Raw genomic sequence first — 16347 nt, forward strand, 5'->3', positions numbered from 1 at the left:
CGCGCACCCCGTCCCCCCGCCGTGTCCGCTGTGTCTCCGCCCGTGACACTAGCCCACACCAAGCCAAAGGATGACAGGCGGGAACGCCTGATCCTGGCCGGAGGGACGGCAGCCGCCGCGGTGGCTGCCGTGACAGCTGCCGGGGCCGGCCAGCGGGGTAGCAGTCGTGCCGCTCCGCGACGTGCGGCCCCCGAGACCGCGCTGCCAGCACCCACCCGTCAACGATCAAGAGCTTGCGGGGATGGCGACCGTCGCGCTCCGCCACAACGACACCGGATTGGTACTACCCACGTACTACAATGAGCCGGTGGAGCAGGTACCCATACGGGTGCTCAATCAGGACACCGCGGGCGTGCTCGCACGTGTCGAGCGCGGCGAGACCATCGAGATCACCCGACACGGCAGGGTGATCGGCCGTATCGTGCCTGCGACGTCCGGCGAGTTGGACGATCTGATCGCGGCGGGCAAGGTCTCCCCGGCCACCATCACCGGCCCGTTCACCGCCCCGAAAGGGCCACGGATCAGCGGCCCGGAGGCCGGCGAGCTGATCAGACAGCTCCGCGACGAGGAACGCTGGTGATCTATCTGGACACCTCCGCGATCGTAAAGCTGATCAGGCCCGAGCTGGAAAGCGACAAGCTGGTCGACTGGCTCAACGCCCAGCAGAACGAGCGCGTGATCACTTCCAAGCTCGCCGAAGTCGAACTTCCACGGGCGCTACGCCGGGAAGAGCCGGCACGGCTGGCGGCGGTGGCCGGCGTTCTCGCCCATCTCGACCGCCTGGACATCGACGACGCGGTCCGGGCCACCGCGGGCGCCTACCCTTTCCCCCATCTGCGGTCGTTGGACGCCATCCATCTGGCCACCGCGGACCAGCTCGTCGCGTCGGGGAAGACAGTCAGCGCCTTCGTGACCTATGACAGGCGACTGGCTGTCACCGCCGGAGAACTCGGCCTGGCCGTGGCGGCGCCCGGCCGGTCCGTCCCGGTGTGAACGCCCCACGGCGAACCCGCCGTATCGGCTACGGACGGTTGCCCAGTCACGGTCGGTCGGTCAGAGCCGACTGAGATCGATCTTCACCGGGAAGGGGTCGTGCTCTCGCGTTCCTATCTGACGTCGGTGTTCGCGACGGAGGAGTGGCAGGCCGTCTGGGCGTTGGACCCGGCCGGTTCGACGAAGCTGCTGATGGTCATGCGGGTGGCGGACTGCGACCGGCCGGGGCTGCTGCGCCAGATCGTTTCGGTGGACCTGTTCGGGGTCACTCGGGAAGTTGCCCGGCAACGGCTTCTGGAGGCTGTTGGGACACGGCGCCGAAAGCCGACGAGTGAGCCGAGTTTTCCTGCCGGCGCGCCGGTCGCCGAAATGGGCGGGCTGACGGCTGGTGAGACGTCGGTGGATTCGGTGCCGCGGTTCCCGTCGGCCGCCCGGCAGCCACGCGTCACACCATCGCCACCGGGGGTTCCAGCCGCACCACCGGGTCTGTCCGAGCCGGCGGTTCACGCATTGGCCGCGGCATTCCCAACGCCTGTCTCGGCGCGGCAGATACTGGAGACCGCCGGTCTGGACGCGGGGCGTCAGCCAGGGTGGAACGCCGGATCTTCACTGGAGTTCTGGAGAGCGGTGAGCAGCCTGCTCGCGGCGGGAGTGCTGCCCGCGGGGCGGGAGCGCCTGTTGGCCGCGGCGCGGCAGCTGTTTCCGGCAAATCCCGCTTTCGCCGCATACGTAAAAGAAGAAGCGAGCAGCACGGGCACCGATCTTTAGTCTTTAGCCCGGATCCTCGACCGGGTCCTGGTGGAGCCCGGCCCGCCATGGCGCCGCCGGAGAACCAGCGCAGGCTGGAGGTCACCGAGGCCTTCACGGGGGCTGGCGCAGCAGGCCGGGCTCGCCCTGATCGAACTGACCCCGGGATTCGTCACGCGGCGCCCCGGCGGGATCGGGTAAAGTCGGAGGGGTGACCACGTTCCGGGTGGCTGGGAAGCTACTCGCCATCAGTGATCTACATGTGGCGTACCCCGAAAACCGGCAGTTCATCGAGGAACTACGACCGGAGTCGGACGCGGACTGGCTGATCGTCGCCGGTGACGTCGGTGAGGTCGTCGCGGACGTCGAATGGGCGCTGGCGCTGCTGCGTTCCCGGTTCTCCACCGTGATCTGGGTACCTGGTAATCACGAGCTGTGGACGCCGAAAAAGGATCCGGTGCGGCTGACCGGTGAGCGGCGTTACCAGCATCTGGTGGAGATATGCCGACGCCTGGGCGTACTCACCCCGGAGGATCCTTATCCGGTGTGGGAGGGCGCCGGCGGGCCGGTCACGGTGGCTCCGTTGTTCCTCCTCTACGACTACACGTTCCGGCCGGCCGGAACCAGCTCCAAGGAGGAGGCGCTCGCCGTGGCGCACCGCACGGGCGTGGTCTGCGCGGACGAGTACCTGCTGGTTCCCGACCCCTACCCGAGTGCGGACGCCTGGTCGCGGGCCCGGGTCGAGCACACCCGTGAACGGCTCGCGGCATGTGACCCGAAGCTGCCGACCGTTCTGGTGAATCATTTCCCGCTGGTGCGGGATCCGACTTATGTGCTGCGCTATCCGGAGTTCGCGCAGTGGTGCGGCACGGAGAACACCGCCGACTGGCACCGGCGGTTCCGGGCCGCCGCCGTGGTGTACGGCCATCTGCACATTCCCCGAACAACGTGGTATGACGGCGTCCGGTTCGAGGAGGTTTCGATCGGCTATCCTCGGGAGTGGCGCCGCTGGAACGGCCCGCGCAACATTCCCCGGCAGATACTGCCGGAGCCGGAGCGACATGACTGAGACCGGGATATCAGGGACCGGGATATCGGAGACCGGGACGGCTGGGGCCGTCGTGCCCGGACGCACCGTCCCCGGAAGCCGCGTCCCCGAAGACGCGACCGACCTCAGCTCGTCCGGGCCCCCCACCCCGTCCGGCGCCGTCGCCTCGTCCGACGGAGCCGTCGCCGGGGCCGAACTGCTCGCCACGCTGCTTCACCCCGCGGTGGTCGCGGTGGAGGCGTTCGCCGACGATCCGGACGCCGTGCTGTTCCCGGAGGAGGCCGCGACGCTCGCGCGGTCCGTGGACAAACGCCGCCGGGAGTTCACCACCGCCCGGGTGTGCGCCCACCGCGCGCTCGCCGGCCTGGGCATACCGCCGGTGCCGATCCTGCGCGGGCCCAAGGGCGAGCCGCAGTGGCCCGCCGGGGTGATCGGCAGCATCACGCACTGTGCCGGCTACCGGGCCGCGGTGGCGGCCTGGTCCGCCGACATCCTCACGGTCGGTATCGACGCCGAACCGAACAAGGCCCTGCCGGCAGGCGTGCTCGACCAGATCGCCCGCCCCGAGGAACGGGACTGGCTCGACCCACTGCTGCGCGACGGCTCCGCCGCGCGCCCGGGCGGCCCACCGCACGACATCCCCGCCGCGCGCTCGGAGCCGCTGCCGCCCGTGGATCCTGCCGTGGATCCCGTCGTGCACTGGGACAGGCTGCTGTTCAGCATGAAGGAATCGGTCTACAAGGCGTGGTTCCCGCTGGCCCGGCGCTGGCTGGGCTTCGAGGACGCGTCGATCACGATCGACGCGGTCGGGGGCACCTTCTCCGTCCAACTGCTGGTGGACGGGCCGGTGCTCCCCGGTGGCGTCCCACCGGGGAGGGACCAGTCCGACAGGGCTCTCCCCGCGGATCTCTCCGCGCCCCTGGAGCCTCAGGGCCCCGAACGGCTGACCGGCTTCACCGGCCGCTGGCTGGCCCGCAACGGCCTGGTCATCACGGCGATCACCGTACCGGGACGCTGACCGCGGAGATCGTCTCGACCAGTTCGGCCCGGGTGGGCACCCCCGGGGAACGACTCGGACGCCAGCCCTGAGTGATCAGGTCCGTCACCCGCGGTTCCACCGCGTCCAGCGCCTCGGGCGGATCCGTCATCTGCATGTGACGCAGCGCCGCCGTCGCGACCGTCGGGTCGACACCGGCGGCGGCGAGCAGCACGAACCGCGGCAGCGACGCCGGGCTCGGCGGGCTCATCGACGGGATGGCCTGCGCCCCGCCGTCGACGGCCGCCCACCAGGCCGCGGCACGCGCCCGGTCGAGCTGCCGGGCGTCGTCGAACCACGACCGCAGCTCGCCCCGGACCCAGGCGTCGACCCGGTCCCGCCAGGCGGCGGGATCGCCGGGATCCTCGGCCACCGCCTCGACGAGCCGGAACGCGTGCGCAACAGCCAGGGAGGAGCCTCGGCCGAAGTGCGGGTTGGTGGTGCAGACCGTGTCACCGAGCGCGTGCAGACCGACCGGCACCGCCGGATCCAGCGGCCGGAACATGTTGCGCAGCCCGCTCATGGCCGTGACGCCGGAGATCGGCTCGGCGAAGTTCGGATCGGTCCAGGCCGCCCCGAGCGACATGATGCGCGCGGCCGACTCGAACACCGGCGCCCGGCGCAGCCCCGCCAGCGCCCGGTCCCCCGGCAGGTGGACGAAGGCGACGGTGAAGGTGCCGGCATCCTGGGGGAAGACGAGCAGCGCGTAGCCGTCGGCCTCCTCGACTCCGACCACCCAGCGGTTGACCGCGGTGAACTGCCGTCCCGGTAGCAGCCGGTAGCGGCGGGACACGTAGACCTCGTTGGCCGGCTCGTCGAAGCCCTCCGCGTCCCGTGCCCCGGTGGTCAGCCGGCTGCGCCGGCCACCAGCGTCGATAACAAGATCGGCCGGTCGCAGCCCGCCCTCGGCCAGGTGCACGCCGACGGCCGTTCCCCGCCGGGTCTCCACCCGTTGGACGGTCCCGGCCCGCAGCTCTATCCCGGGCTGCGTCTCGACGTCACGCCGCAGCACCCACTCCAGGGTGCTGCGGCGGCACCGCAACGAGCGCGTCCCGTCCGGCAGGGGCACCTCGACCGCGCCGGCGGCCCGCAGGGCGTCGAGTGTGTCGGGCAGGACCGCGCGCAGCTCGGCGTGGATGCGGGCGAGGAAGGCGTGCGGCTGGTGCAGGTGCGCGACCCCGGTCCGTCTCCAGCCGCCGGCCTCGTCGAGCCGGGCGGGTCTCACCGCGGTGTCACGCTCGATCAGCGTCACCGTGTGCCCGAGGCGCGCCAGCGCGAGAGCGGCCGTCATCCCGGCCACTCCGGCACCGCATACCAGGACGTCCAGCCGCCTTCCGCTCGCCATTCAATTCCCCGTTCTGCATATCAGTTCATCACACTCCGTACATTTCGTCGCGGCCGTACGCCGAAGCGCAATCGGCTGTCGTCACCCGAAAACGGCACGTATGTGATCTTCAAGGGCGCCGGCAAGGACCGGCCTGCTGCGGAAGCCGACGTGCCCGTCCGGCCGGATCAGGTGGGCGCACGGCCCGGTGGTCGCGTAGACGGACCGGTAGTCACGCTCGGTGTCGCGGATGACGGGCAGGTCAAGGCCCGCGGGAGCGACGGCGTCCGGGTCCAGCACGGCGTAGACGTTGATCAGCCCCGCGGCCTGCCGCCGGATCGCCGCGGCGATCTTCTCGTAGCCGCGCAGGTCCTCCTCGGTCGAGGAGGCGTCCCCGTAGAACAGCAGCGTGTGCCCGCTGCCCTGGATCAGCTCGAACAGCCGCAGCCGGTGCCCGACCCCGCGGCGGGCCAGCCCGTGCACGTCCGGCGCGCGGTCGCCGGCCGCCGGCCCGCGGTCCGGGGCGTCCCAGCCCAGCGCCTCCCCGACCAGCGGGGTGCCGCGGTAGGTCAGGGTCATCTGCATCTCGTCGAGGAACTGCGCCTTCTCGTCCTCGTTGTCCATCTCGTCGGTGAACGCGACCCGTACGGCGCGGCCCATGACCGACTCCCCGGCGGGGCGGCGCTCGGCCTCGTAGCTGTCGAGCAGGTCCGGCCCGGCGTGCCCACCCGCCGCGAGCGCGAGCTTCCAGCCGAGGTTGTAGGCGTCCTGGATGCCGGTGTTCATGCCCTGCCCGCCCGCCGGCGGATGCAGGTGCGCGGCGTCACCGGCGACGAACGCCCGGCCGACCCGGTAACGGTCGACGATCCCGTGGCTGATCCGGAAGATCGACGACCAGCGCAGGTTGCGCGCGGTCGTCCCGGGCGGCGCCAGCCCGTCGAGCGCGACCTGGAGCTCGGCCAGCGTCGGCGGTTCGTACTCCTTCGTGAAACCGGGCGGCACGTCGGTGCGGGCGGCCTCGGCCATGATCCGCGGCGGGGCCATGGTCGCGATGCGGTAACGGCCCTGGCCCCGCAACGGGACGCACACGAGCATCCCGTCCATCTTGCCGTCGGTCTCGTGCAGGAAACGCAGCAGATAGCCCTCGGGCAGCGACCAGTCGACCTCGACGTCGGCGAGCATGAACAGCTGCGGGAACCGTCCGGCGCCCGCGTTGAACGCCAGGTTCAGCTCCTTGCGGACGGTGCTGTGCGCGCCGTCGGATCCCACCAGATACTTCGCGCGCACCGTCGTCTCACCGTCGGCGGCCGACAGCCGGGCGGTCACACCGGCGGCGTCCTGGGTGAGGCCGCGCAGCTCGACGCCCCGCTCGATCGTCCCGCCGAGGGCGGCGAAACGGTCGGTGAGGATGCGTTCCGTCTCGTACTGCGGCAGCCCGAGGTGGGCGTACGGCAGCTCCGGCAGGTCCCACTCGACGCGGTGGGTCTGGTGCCCGTTGACGACGACGATCTGGCCGTTGAGCCAGATGCCGGCGTCCATCGCCTCCTGGACGATGCCCTGGTCCTCCCAGATCTCCATCGTCCGGCAGTGCACGCCGATGGCCTTGTCCGCCTGGCCCGGCGGCTCGGTGCTCCTGTCCACCAGCCGGCAGGCGACCCCGCGGCGGGCGAGTTCGATGGCGAGGGTCAGGCCGGTCGGTCCCGCGCCGACGACCAGCACGTCGGTTGCCGCGTCCGGCTCCGGCCGCCGGGCACCGGCAACCTGCGGCCGGACGATCGCGGACGCGGCCGTGCTCAGGGCCGCTGTCGGGCGCTGCTGCGGGGCCGCCCCCGGCCTGGGGCGGGCGTTCACGCCGGCGGCGTCCGCGCCGATGGCCGCCTCGGGGCTCGCGCCGGCGTTCACCTCGTCCTCCGGCGGGCGGGCGACGATCGAGAAGATGCGGCGGGAGAAACCACGGTCGAGGAAGGGGATGAGCTGCCTGGTGCGGTCGCTGTGGTTCGGATCCCCCACCCAGGCCAGAAAGGCCTGCTCGGAGGCCCATTCCGCCAGCAGGTGGAACGTGCCGGTACCGGGTTCGTGCAGCAGTTCCTCCCGGACCCGGCCGGCCACCCCGCGCATGGCCTCGGCGACCTCGAGGAACGCCTGCTCGAACGCGTCCTCCTCGCCGGGGGGCACGGTGGTGGTGACCAGCACCCGCACCGCCGGCCCCCGCCCGTCCAGGGTGTGCAGCACGTCATAGGTGTTGCGTTCGGCGTCGTCGCGCAGGTCGCGCAGGGCGGCGGTGAGCTGGTCCCGGTGCGAGCTGCGCCCGAAGGCGTCCAGCGCCGAGCGGTTCTCCCAGTCGGCCACGATCACGTACTCGCCGGGCCGGTCCGGGTTGCGCATCAGGTCCTGGCGGATGTTCCCCGGCACCGTGCTGATGACCTCCGCCGCCTTCAGCCAGGCGCTTTCGAACTCCTGCTCACGGCCGGGACGGGCGCGCATGCGCAGCAGCGTGCGCACCGTGTCGGTGGCGGTGCTGAGCGCCGTGCGCACCACCGCCCCCACCCCGGGGCCGCCGGTCGCGTCCACGTTGGGCATCTATTTCTCCTCCTGCTGATAGCGATGTAGGACGACCGACGCGTTGAACCCGTCGAAACCACGGGCGTTGATCATTGCGGTGGTGACCGGCGTGGGGGTCACCTCGGCGACGAAGTTCAGGTCGCATCCGGGCGCGGGCGTACGGACACCCGCCGGCGGCAGCAGATCGTGCCGCATGGCCAGCAGGGCGGTGGCCGCGTCCAGGGCGGCCCCACCCTGGTAGAGCCGCCCCACCAGTGGCTTCTGTGTCGTCACCACCGGTGACGCCGAGCCGAATGCGGCCCGTAGCGCGGCGGACTCGTCGCGGTCGGCGGCGGGCAGCCCGAGCGCGTCGGGGAAGACCACGTCGACATCCTCGGGACGCCGGCCCGCCCGGTGCAGCGCCGTGGTCATCGCCCGGGCGTACTGCTCCACGTCGAAGCCGCCGCGACGCCGGGACGGGCGGCCGTCGAACGTGGCCGCCGCCCCGGCGATCTCCCCGTAGATCACGGGGGCGCCGCGGGCCAGGGCGTGGTCGAGGTCCTCCACGACGAAGACGGCACCCCCCTCCCCCGGGACGTAACCGTCCGCGTCGATGTCGAACGGGCAGTAGGCGTGGGCCGGGTCGGTGCGGGACGTCATGGCATGGTTGTGCTGCTGGCAGGTCAGCGCGTACGGGGACAGCGGTGCCTCGGTTCCGCCGGCGAGCACCACCGGGGTCCCGCGGCGGACCAGCCGCGCCGCGTGGGCGAAGCTGTCCAGGCCACCGGCGCTCTCCGACACCAGGACCACCGACGGCCCCTTCATGCCGTGCCGGATCGACAACTGCCCCACCGTGGCCGCGTAGAACCAGGCGATCGACTGGTAGGCGCCGACCGTGCGGGACGAGGAGCTCCACAGGTGCTGTAGCTCGCGCTGGCCGAACGCGTTGCCCCCCGAGCCGCTGGCGAGCGCGACGGACATGTCGTACGGGTCGAGGGCCTCCGGGTCGATCCCCGCGTCCGCCAGGGCCTGGCCGGCGGCGCAGAAGGCCAGGTGCGTCCACCGGTCCGTCTGCACGACGAACCGGCTCGGCATGTGCTCGGCCGCCCCGAAACCCTCGACCTCACCGGCCAGGGTGGTGTCGTAGCGTGACGGGTCGAACTGGGTGATCCGCCCGATCCGGGTCTCCCCGGACAGCGCGGTCTTCCAGTACGTGTCCACGCCGATCCCGCTCGCGCAGACGATCCCGATCCCGGTGATCACAGCGCGCGGCGTCACCGTCCAACCCCCGCTTTCCTCTTCCCAGCGCCCTCCGCGGCTGGCAGGCCGTTGGGGGCCGATGCCTGCTTGTCACCCTCCGCAGCCGGCAGGCCTCCAGCATGCCGGCTGCTCCGGGTGAGGGACCGGAAGACCATGGCCGACTGGAAGCCCCCGAAACCGCTGCCGACCGACAGCGCAACGTCGACCTTGTGCTCACGCGCCGTGTTCGGCGTGTAGTCGAGATCGCACTCCGGATCACGGTTGGCCCAGTTCGCCGTCGGGGGGACCACCCCGTGCTCGATGGCCAGCGCGCAGGCGGCCATCTCGATCGCGCCGATCGCGCCGAGCGAATGGCCGACCATGGACTTGATCGAGCTGATCGGCACCTGGTAGGCGTGCTCGCCCAGCGCCCGTTTGAAGGCAGCCGTCTCGTGCCGGTCGTTCTGCTTGGTCCCCGAGCCGTGGGCGTTGATGTAGGAGACGGCGGTCGGCGCCAGCCGGCCCTGTGCCAGCGCGTCGGAGATGGCCCGGGCCATCTCCGCCCCGTCGGGACGCAGCCCCGTCATGTGGAAGGCGTTGCTGCGGGTGGCGAACCCGGCGACCTCGCAGTAGATGTGCGCGCCGCGGCGCCGGGCGTGCTCCAGCTCCTCCAGGGCGAGGACGGCGCCGCCCTCGCCCAGGATGAAGCCCCTACGGTCCCGGTCGAAGGGCCGGGAGGCGTGCTCGGGGTCGGAGTCGTCCGGCGACGTCGCCTTGATCGCGTCGAAGGAGGCGAGCGTGACCGGGGAGATCGGGGAGTCCGACGCACCGGCGATCATCACCTTCACCTCCCCGTCGGCGACGAGCTGGTAGCCGTAGCCGATGGCGTCGATCCCGGACGTGCAGCCGGTGGAGACGACCTGCGCCGGGCCGTGGGCGCCGAACTGGCAGCCGACGTCGGCCGCCAGGCTGCTCGGCATCAGCGCCTGGTACAGGAACGGCGACGCGTAGTCGGGGTCGACCAGCCACTGCTGGCCGCTGTCGCTGGCCACGACGTACTCGGTCTCCAGCGCCGTGGTGCCCCCGACCGCCGTGCCCATCGTCACGCCGGTGGCGTTCGCGGTCGGCTCGTCGAGGACGAGCCCGCTGTCCGCGACGGCCTCGGCGGCGGCGGCCATGGCGAACTGGATGTAGCGGTCGGAGCGCCGCATCTGGCGGGGGGTGAGCCCGGCGGCGGCCGGGTCGAAGTCGCACTCGGCGGCGACCCGGGAGCGGAACGGCGACGCGTCGAAGAGGGTGATGCGCCGGGTGGCGGTCCGCCCCGCCGTCACGGTGGACCAGAACGTCTCCCGCGTCACCCCGCCCGGCGCGACCACACCCACCCCGGTCACCACCACGCGGCGGTGGCCGCTCACGCCGAGGCCACCGGATCACCGTCGGCGCGTTCGCTGCCCACCTGGCCGGTACTCACCTGGTCAGGCAGCTGCGGCTCGGAGCGCGCCTGGTCGGCGGTTACGGTCACGGCCTGCCGGGCGTCCCCGCTCCCCCGGGCCTCCCCGGCGTTCCCGGTGTCCACGGCTTTCCCGGTGTCCTCGGCGTTCTCGGTGTCCACGTGCCCGAGTTCGGGACGGGGTGCGAGGGGACCGAGGTGGAAGACCACCGACGCCGGCTCGCCCGCGGTGTTGCGCAGCCGGTGGCGCGCCCCGATCGGGATGTAGAGCCCCTCGCCGGCCGCGACGGCCACCGGGACATCGTCGCAGTCGACGACGATGCTCCCTGTTGCCACGTACAGAAACTCCTCGCTGTACGGATGGTAGTGTTCGGCGATCTTTTCGCCGGGCAGCAGGGTGGCCACGCCCATGAAGCCCGAGGTGCTACCGACCGTGCGCGGACCGAGCAGCACCCGTAGCTCTCCCCCGCGCCGCCGGTCCGGTGGAACATCGCGGACGGCCACATGTCGACAGCAGGATGCGACAGCCATCTCCGGTACTCCCTCTCACTTGTCATGCGCCCGTGCTCACTCGTCATGCGCCCGCGTCGCGAGCCCTACCGGCCGCGCCGGTCACACCGGCTGTGCTGGCTGTGCCGGCCGTGCCGGCTGTTCTGGTCACGCCGGCTGTGCTGGTGACACCGGCCCCGCCGGCCGCCAGCTTCTCGACCTTGTCCCGGATGATCTCCATCTGGATCACCGAGTTGGCGTTGATCCGGGTGGTCATCGCCTCGTCGTCGACCGGCGCGTCCGGGCGCATGGCGAAGTCCTGCAGCCACGTCATCCGGACGCCGCCGTCGAGCTCCTCGTACGACCAGTAGATGTTCATGTACTGGAACGGGCCGGGCTCGACCCGGTGCGCGCGCACCTCACGCAGGTCGCGGTCGACCGTTCGCTGGCTGACCCACGACCAGATCTGGCCGTTCTCGTCCGGATGCATGGTCAACCGGAAACGGACGGTGTTCCCCTCGCGTTCGAGAATGTCCACCGAGGCGTACTCCGTGAACAGGTCGGGCCAGTTCTCCAGGTCGTTCGTCGCGTCCCAGACGACGTCGAACGGAGCAGCGATGAACACCGAGTTCTGTGTGTGTCCCGGCATCTCCTACGAGACCTCCCTGAAATCGTCCCGGATTTTCTCCCGCAGGCCCTCGCCCACGGGACGCCACCCGGATGCCTTCGTTCGCCGGCCTTTTCACAGGTCTTCGTTCATGGACCTTCTTTCACCGGTCCTCGTTCGCGACGGCGGCGATCTCCCCCACGGTCATCGTGACGGACTCGTCGGGAATCTCCACACCGAACCTCTCGACCAGCACCGCCTGCAGCTCGAGAACGGCCAGTGAGTCGATCTGCAGCTCCGCGAGAGAAAGCAACTCGTTTCCGGTGAAAACGTCCGGATCCACACCGGCCCGCTCGACGAGAATTTCGCGGATCGTGGCCGCTGTCACGACGGACCGGGTCTCCCCGGTAGCTTCAACACTCATCGCCGCACCTTTCCGGAGTCCGCTGTCAGGCGGTCGACCAGGCTGGTCGAATACCGTCCCTTGCGGAACTCGGTGTCGGCCAGCACACGTTTGATGAAAGGAATAGTGGTACGTACACCGGGCCCGTCGACGTCGAACTCGCCGAGCGCGCGCTCGGCCCGGCTGAGCGCCTCGGCCCGGCTGGGCGCCCAGACCGACACCTTGGCCAGCAGCGAGTCGTAGTACGGGCTGACCCGGTATCCGGGGAAGCCGTGGGTGTCCACCCGGACGAACGGGCCGGCCGGCGGGGCGAAGCGGTCCAGCCGGCCCGCGGCCGGGGTGAACCCGCGGTCCGGATCCTCGGTGTTGACCCGGCACTCGACGGCGACCCCGCGCAGGACGACGTCCTCCTGCCGCAGCCGCAACGGCGTGCCGGCCGCGACATGGAGCTGCTCGTGGACGAGATCGCAGCCCGTCACCATCTCGGTGACCGGATGTTCCACCTGGATACGGCTGTTGATCTCGATGAAATAGTGGTTCTGGTCCTCGTCCACCAGGAACTCGACCGTGCCCAGGCCGGTGAAACCGACCGACAGCGCGCCACGCACCGCGTCCCGGCACATCTCGGCCACCCGGTCGGGGTCGAGCTCGGGCGCGGGCGCCTCCTCCACCAGCTTCTGGTGGCGGCGCTGCACCGAACAGTCCCGGGTGCCCAGGTGGATGCCCGCACCGTGCCCGTCGCAGAGGATCTGCACCTCGACGTGGCGGGCCCGTTCGAGAAAGCGCTCCACGTAGATCCGGTCGTCGCCGAAGACCGCCCGGGCCGCCGCCCGGGTGTCGGCGAACGCGGTCGCGAGCTGCGCGGCCGAGCGCACGACCGTCATGCCGCGCCCACCGCCACCGGCCGCGGCCTTGATGATGACGGGATATCCGATGGCGTCGGCGATGTCGCGCGCGTCGGCGACGCTGCGCGCGACATCGGCGCTGCCGGTGAGCAGCGGCAGGCCCGCCCTGCGCATCAGGGCCCGGGCCACGCTCTTGTCCCCCAGCGAGGCCATCACCGCCGGCGGCGAGCCGATGAACACCAGGCCGGCGTCGGCGCATATCTCCGCGAAGTCGGGATCCTCGGAGAGAAACCCGTAGCCGGGATGGACGGCGTCCGCCTCTGTCATTCTCGCCGCCTCGACGATGGCCGCGGCGTTGGCGTAGCTGCGCCGTGGCGGTGGCGGCCCAATACACACCGCCTCGTCGGTATGGCGATGGACAAGCGAGTCCCGGTCCGCCGTCGAATAGACGCTGACGGTCCGGATACCGAGCTCACGGCACGCCCTGGCCACCCGTAGCGCGATCTCGCCGCGGTTCGCGATGAGAACTTTCTGGAACAAATCTTCACCCCCCGCGTGAAATGAGACTGCCGCTACGGTGCTATTTCGACGAGGACCTGGTCGAACTCGACCGTCTCCCCGTTCCCGACGCAGATCCGGGCCACCGTCCCGCCGATGTCGGCGGTCACCGGGTTCAGCAGTTTCATCGCCTCGATGATGCCGATCGTCGCGCCCGCGTCGATGACGTTCCCCACCGTGACGAAAGGCTCCGCCCCCGGTTCGGGCGCGTGATAGAAAGTCCCGACGATCGGGGCCGTGACAACGGCCACGTCGGCGTCCGCGATATTCTCACCAGCCTCGTTCGCGGCGGCCCCGTTTGCCGTGGCGCCGGGTACGGCCGCACCGTTCGCGGGGGCACCGCTGACGATGGCGCCGTTTCCGGCGGCCGGCGCCCCGGTGGCCGCCCGCGTGGCAACCGTCCGCTCAACAGCCGTGTCGCCGGTGGACGGTGCCGGGATGAGCGCGCCGACGTTTTCCGGCAGCGCCGCCTGCTGCGCGCCGGGGGTCGCCCGCGACCACTCGACTTCGATGGCGACGTCCCCGGAACAGACGCGGATGCGGCCGAGCTGGCCGGGCAGTTCCCCGGCCAGCCGGGTTGCGTGCTCGTGCAGACGGCTCAGGACGTGCTGACGCTGGTCGCTGATGTTGGCCGGCCTCATACGGCCTTCTCCTCATGTCGTTCGCGCGGCTGCGGCGGCGCGATGTCGGTGGGGGTGGTGACGGCCGCCTGACCGAAGCGGCGGAAGCGCGAGCGCCGGGCCCGGATCAGGTGGGCCGCCGGCAGTGCCAGCAGCGGGCGCAGGGCCTCGAGCACCGCCTGGCGCAGCAGGTTGCCGGCGGCAAGGTGATCCGTCTGGGAGCCGCCGAGCGGCTCGGGTACCACGGCGTCGACGATGCCCAGCCGCAGCAGCCACGGGGCGTTCAGGCCGAGCGCGCGGGCGGCCTCGGCCGCGGCCTGCGTGTCGTTCCAGAGGATCGACGAGCACGCCTCGGGGCTGATCACGGAGAACACGCCGTTCTCCGCGACCAGGACGCGGTCGGCGACGGCGAGCGCCAGCGCGCCGCCGCTGCCGCCCTCACCGGTGATCACCGCGATGACCGGTGTGGACAGCGCGGACATCCGCTGGATGGCGTGCGCGATCGCGGACGCCTGCCCCCGCTCCTCGGCCTCCCGGCCGGGGTAGGCGCCGGGGGTGTCGATCAGCGTCACCACGGGCAGGCCGAGCCGCGCCGCCAGCGACATCACCCGCATGGCCTTGCGGTAGCCCTCGGGCTGGGGCATGCCGAAGTTGTGCGCGACGAGTTCCGTGGTCGAGTGCCCCTTCTCGGTCCCGACCACGGCCACGGCAAGCCCGTCGATCTCCGCGATGCCCGCCACGACGGCGCTGCAGTCCCCGTACAGCCGGTCACCGCGCAGCTCGATGAAGGAGTCGAACGACCGGGCGAGGTAGTCCCGGACGGTGGGGCGGGCGCTGTCCCGGGCCAGTCGGACGGTCTCCCACGGATCCCGCTGGACCAGCCGCTCCGGGTCGGTGATGAGCACGCCGGAGCCGGCCGGTACAGGCCGGCCGGCCGGCGGCCGGCCGGTGGCCGGGCCGGCCGACGCCCCGACAGGTTGCCGCGCCGACCCGTCCGCCGGCTCGCCGGCCGGCTCGTCCGCCGGCAGGTCGGTCGACGGGTCGATGTCCCGCTGCTCCCGCCGGCCGACCGCGAGCAGCCTGCCCAGCACCGTCCGCAGGTCCGTCCGGTCGGCGACGATGTCGACCTGCCCCTTGCTGGCGAGAAAACCACTGCTCTGGAACTCGGCGGGCAGCTCCTGCCCGATGGTCTGCCGGATGACCCGGGGCCCGGCGAAACCCATCCGGCTGCCGGACTCGGCGACGATCACGTCCGTGTTGGTCGCGAACGACGCCGCCACCCCGCCGTAGGTCGGGTCGGTCACCAGACTGATGGACAGCAGGCCGTGTTCCCGGTGCCGTTCGACGGCGATACCGGTCTTGGCCATCTGCATCAGCGACAGGCAGCCCTCCTGCATCCGGGCGCCGCCGGAGGTGGAGACGACGAGCAGGGGAAGCGCCTCGTCCACGGCGAGTTCCACCGCGAGCGTTATCATTTCGCCGACCGCCGAGCCGAGGCTGCCGCCGAGGAAACGGAAGTCCATCACGGCCACGACGAGCCCGTGGCCGCCGATGGCTCCGGCGCCGCACAGCACCGCCTCGGCCAGCGCGGTCTCCCGCCGGGCCGCCTCCCAGCGCTGGGCGTACGGCCGGGTGTCGGTGAACCCGAGGATGTCGAAGTGGACGGGTTCGACCAGCAGCGGCCGGAAGCTGCCGGGATCGAGGAGCTGGTCGATCCGCTGGGTGGCGGTCAGCCGGTCGTGGTGGCCGCATTCCGGGCACACGTAGAGGTTGCGGGCCAGCCGTTTGCCGTAGACGAGCGCGGTGCAGGAGCCGCACCGGCTCCAGGCGGCCACGTCCGCCTCGGCGACCGTGGCCCTCACGCGGCCTCCCCGGCAGAGCCGGCCCCATGGGTGCCGCCGGCGGAGCCGGCCTCGTAGGTGTAGAAACACCGCGCTATCGCGTCCTCGGGTGACCGCCAGGTCGGCAGATAGGGCTGAATGTAGTGGGACAGCCGCGCGCTGACGCGTTTGAACTCCTCGTGGCCGCGCGCGTTGTCCACCGCCTGCCGGCCGTCCCCGGCCGTTTCCAGCAGGTGGACGTAGAGATCCCCGAGCGAATAGAGCGAACGGCGGGTGACGCCGGCGATCCGCGGAAGTCCGGTCGCGTCCGATTCCGCGAAGATGCGTGCGACGTCCTTTTCCGCGCCGGGCGCGATCTTGGCAACAATCAAGGATCTGTGCATATTGGTGTCCCCCTCCACCGAACAGGCCGGGAAAACCCCGGGACCGGGGCCGGCGGGGTCACTGACCCATTCACGGCGACAACGTTCCGGTTCAGACCGACCCCCCTACCGAGAGTAAGGGTGATCACACAGCGCGTCCACCGGTGCCGTCTGCGTGACCTTTGCCAGAGAGCGACCGCCCCTCCCCGAAGCCACCCACACCAGCCCGCCACTCCCGCCGCAC

15 protein-coding genes and 1 pseudogene are annotated in these 16347 nt (G+C 71.4%); 5 read left to right on the forward strand and 11 right to left on the reverse strand.

What is annotated here, in order from left to right:
* Nucleotides 1-307: 307 nt before the first annotated feature.
* The 5 genes from CM1CMNOD_RS12675 (at nt 308) to CM1CMNOD_RS12695 (ending at nt 3806) form a co-directional block, all read left to right on the forward strand.
* The gene (locus CM1CMNOD_RS12675) at nt 308-580 is read left to right on the forward strand and encodes a type II toxin-antitoxin system prevent-host-death family antitoxin (protein ID WP_043606429.1); all 273 of its coding nucleotides are present in this window, start codon (nt 308-310) and stop codon (nt 578-580) included.
* On the forward strand, nt 577-993 hold the full coding sequence (locus tag CM1CMNOD_RS12680; RefSeq protein ID WP_013874007.1) for a type II toxin-antitoxin system VapC family toxin: 417 nt from the start codon (nt 577-579) through the stop codon (nt 991-993). Before CM1CMNOD_RS12675 ends, CM1CMNOD_RS12680 begins: the two co-directional genes overlap by 4 nt.
* A 99-nt stretch (nt 994-1092) precedes the next feature.
* Nucleotides 1093-1761: an effector-associated domain EAD1-containing protein gene (locus CM1CMNOD_RS12685; RefSeq protein WP_013874008.1), complete on the forward strand. Its 669-nt coding sequence runs from the start codon at nt 1093-1095 to the stop codon at nt 1759-1761.
* 190 nt (nt 1762-1951) lie between these two features.
* Complete coding sequence (locus CM1CMNOD_RS12690) at nt 1952-2809, forward strand: metallophosphoesterase family protein (RefSeq protein ID WP_013874009.1); 858 nt, start codon at nt 1952-1954, stop codon at nt 2807-2809.
* A gap of 175 nt (nt 2810-2984) precedes the next feature.
* On the forward strand, nt 2985-3806 hold the full coding sequence (locus CM1CMNOD_RS12695; RefSeq protein WP_043606437.1) for a 4'-phosphopantetheinyl transferase family protein: 822 nt from the start codon (nt 2985-2987) through the stop codon (nt 3804-3806).
* Here CM1CMNOD_RS12695 and CM1CMNOD_RS12700 read toward each other — a convergent pair.
* The 11 genes and pseudogenes from CM1CMNOD_RS12700 to CM1CMNOD_RS12750 form a co-directional block, all read right to left on the reverse strand.
* The gene (locus tag CM1CMNOD_RS12700; RefSeq protein WP_013874011.1) at nt 3787-5169 is read right to left on the reverse strand and encodes an NAD(P)/FAD-dependent oxidoreductase; all 1383 of its coding nucleotides are present in this window, start codon (nt 5167-5169) and stop codon (nt 3787-3789) included. The two genes, CM1CMNOD_RS12695 and CM1CMNOD_RS12700, sit on opposite strands and share 20 nt — an antisense overlap.
* A gap of 81 nt (nt 5170-5250) precedes the next feature.
* A complete protein-coding gene (locus CM1CMNOD_RS12705; protein ID WP_013874012.1) occupies nt 5251-7728 on the reverse strand; it encodes an FAD-dependent monooxygenase in 2478 nt (825 codons plus the stop codon).
* Entirely contained in the window at nt 7729-8967 is a 1239-nt protein-coding gene (locus CM1CMNOD_RS12710; RefSeq protein WP_013874013.1) for a beta-ketoacyl synthase N-terminal-like domain-containing protein, read from the reverse strand.
* Nucleotides 8964-10343, reverse strand: coding sequence for a beta-ketoacyl-[acyl-carrier-protein] synthase family protein (locus CM1CMNOD_RS12715; RefSeq protein ID WP_013874014.1), 1380 nt, complete (start codon nt 10341-10343; stop codon nt 8964-8966). Before CM1CMNOD_RS12715 ends, CM1CMNOD_RS12710 begins: the two co-directional genes overlap by 4 nt.
* Before the next feature lie 167 nt (nt 10344-10510).
* Nucleotides 10511-10909, reverse strand: a pseudogene (locus tag CM1CMNOD_RS12720) (cupin domain-containing protein); the annotation flags it as partial.
* A gap of 43 nt (nt 10910-10952) precedes the next feature.
* On the reverse strand, nt 10953-11516 hold the full coding sequence (locus CM1CMNOD_RS12725; RefSeq protein ID WP_013874016.1) for an SRPBCC family protein: 564 nt from the start codon (nt 11514-11516) through the stop codon (nt 10953-10955).
* A gap of 121 nt (nt 11517-11637) precedes the next feature.
* Complete coding sequence (locus tag CM1CMNOD_RS12730; protein ID WP_013874017.1) at nt 11638-11898, reverse strand: acyl carrier protein; 261 nt, start codon at nt 11896-11898, stop codon at nt 11638-11640.
* Nucleotides 11895-13262: an acetyl-CoA carboxylase biotin carboxylase subunit gene (locus CM1CMNOD_RS12735; protein WP_013874018.1), complete on the reverse strand. Its 1368-nt coding sequence runs from the start codon at nt 13260-13262 to the stop codon at nt 11895-11897. The genes CM1CMNOD_RS12730 and CM1CMNOD_RS12735 overlap by 4 nt, the downstream gene beginning before the upstream one ends.
* A gap of 32 nt (nt 13263-13294) precedes the next feature.
* Nucleotides 13295-13921, reverse strand: coding sequence for an acetyl-CoA carboxylase biotin carboxyl carrier protein (locus tag CM1CMNOD_RS12740; protein WP_013874019.1), 627 nt, complete (start codon nt 13919-13921; stop codon nt 13295-13297).
* Complete coding sequence (accA, locus tag CM1CMNOD_RS12745) at nt 13918-15762, reverse strand: acetyl-CoA carboxylase carboxyltransferase subunit alpha/beta (RefSeq protein WP_013874020.1); 1845 nt, start codon at nt 15760-15762, stop codon at nt 13918-13920. Before accA ends, CM1CMNOD_RS12740 begins: the two co-directional genes overlap by 4 nt.
* Nucleotides 15759-16124, reverse strand: a complete 366-nt coding sequence (locus tag CM1CMNOD_RS12750; protein ID WP_013874021.1) for a TcmI family type II polyketide cyclase — start codon at nt 16122-16124, stop codon at nt 15759-15761. The genes accA and CM1CMNOD_RS12750 overlap by 4 nt, the downstream gene beginning before the upstream one ends.
* Nucleotides 16125-16347 lie beyond the last annotated feature (223 nt).

The organism is Protofrankia symbiont of Coriaria myrtifolia, assembly GCF_900634755.1.
Classification (GTDB): Bacteria; Actinomycetota; Actinomycetes; order Frankiales; family Frankiaceae; genus Protofrankia; species Protofrankia coriariae.

Coding starts and splice junctions, on each gene's coding strand:
- CM1CMNOD_RS12700 (WP_013874011.1), bottom strand. CDS start 5,169: ATGGCGAGCGGAAGGCGGCTGGACGTCCTGGTATGCGGTGCCGGAGTG.
- CM1CMNOD_RS12725 (WP_013874016.1), bottom strand. CDS start 11,516: ATGCCGGGACACACACAGAACTCGGTGTTCATCGCTGCTCCGTTCGAC.
- CM1CMNOD_RS12740 (WP_013874019.1), bottom strand. CDS start 13,921: ATGAGGCCGGCCAACATCAGCGACCAGCGTCAGCACGTCCTGAGCCGT.
- CM1CMNOD_RS12705 (WP_013874012.1), bottom strand. CDS start 7,728: ATGCCCAACGTGGACGCGACCGGCGGCCCCGGGGTGGGGGCGGTGGTG.
- CM1CMNOD_RS12730 (WP_013874017.1), bottom strand. CDS start 11,898: ATGAGTGTTGAAGCTACCGGGGAGACCCGGTCCGTCGTGACAGCGGCC.
- CM1CMNOD_RS12750 (WP_013874021.1), bottom strand. CDS start 16,124: ATGCACAGATCCTTGATTGTTGCCAAGATCGCGCCCGGCGCGGAAAAG.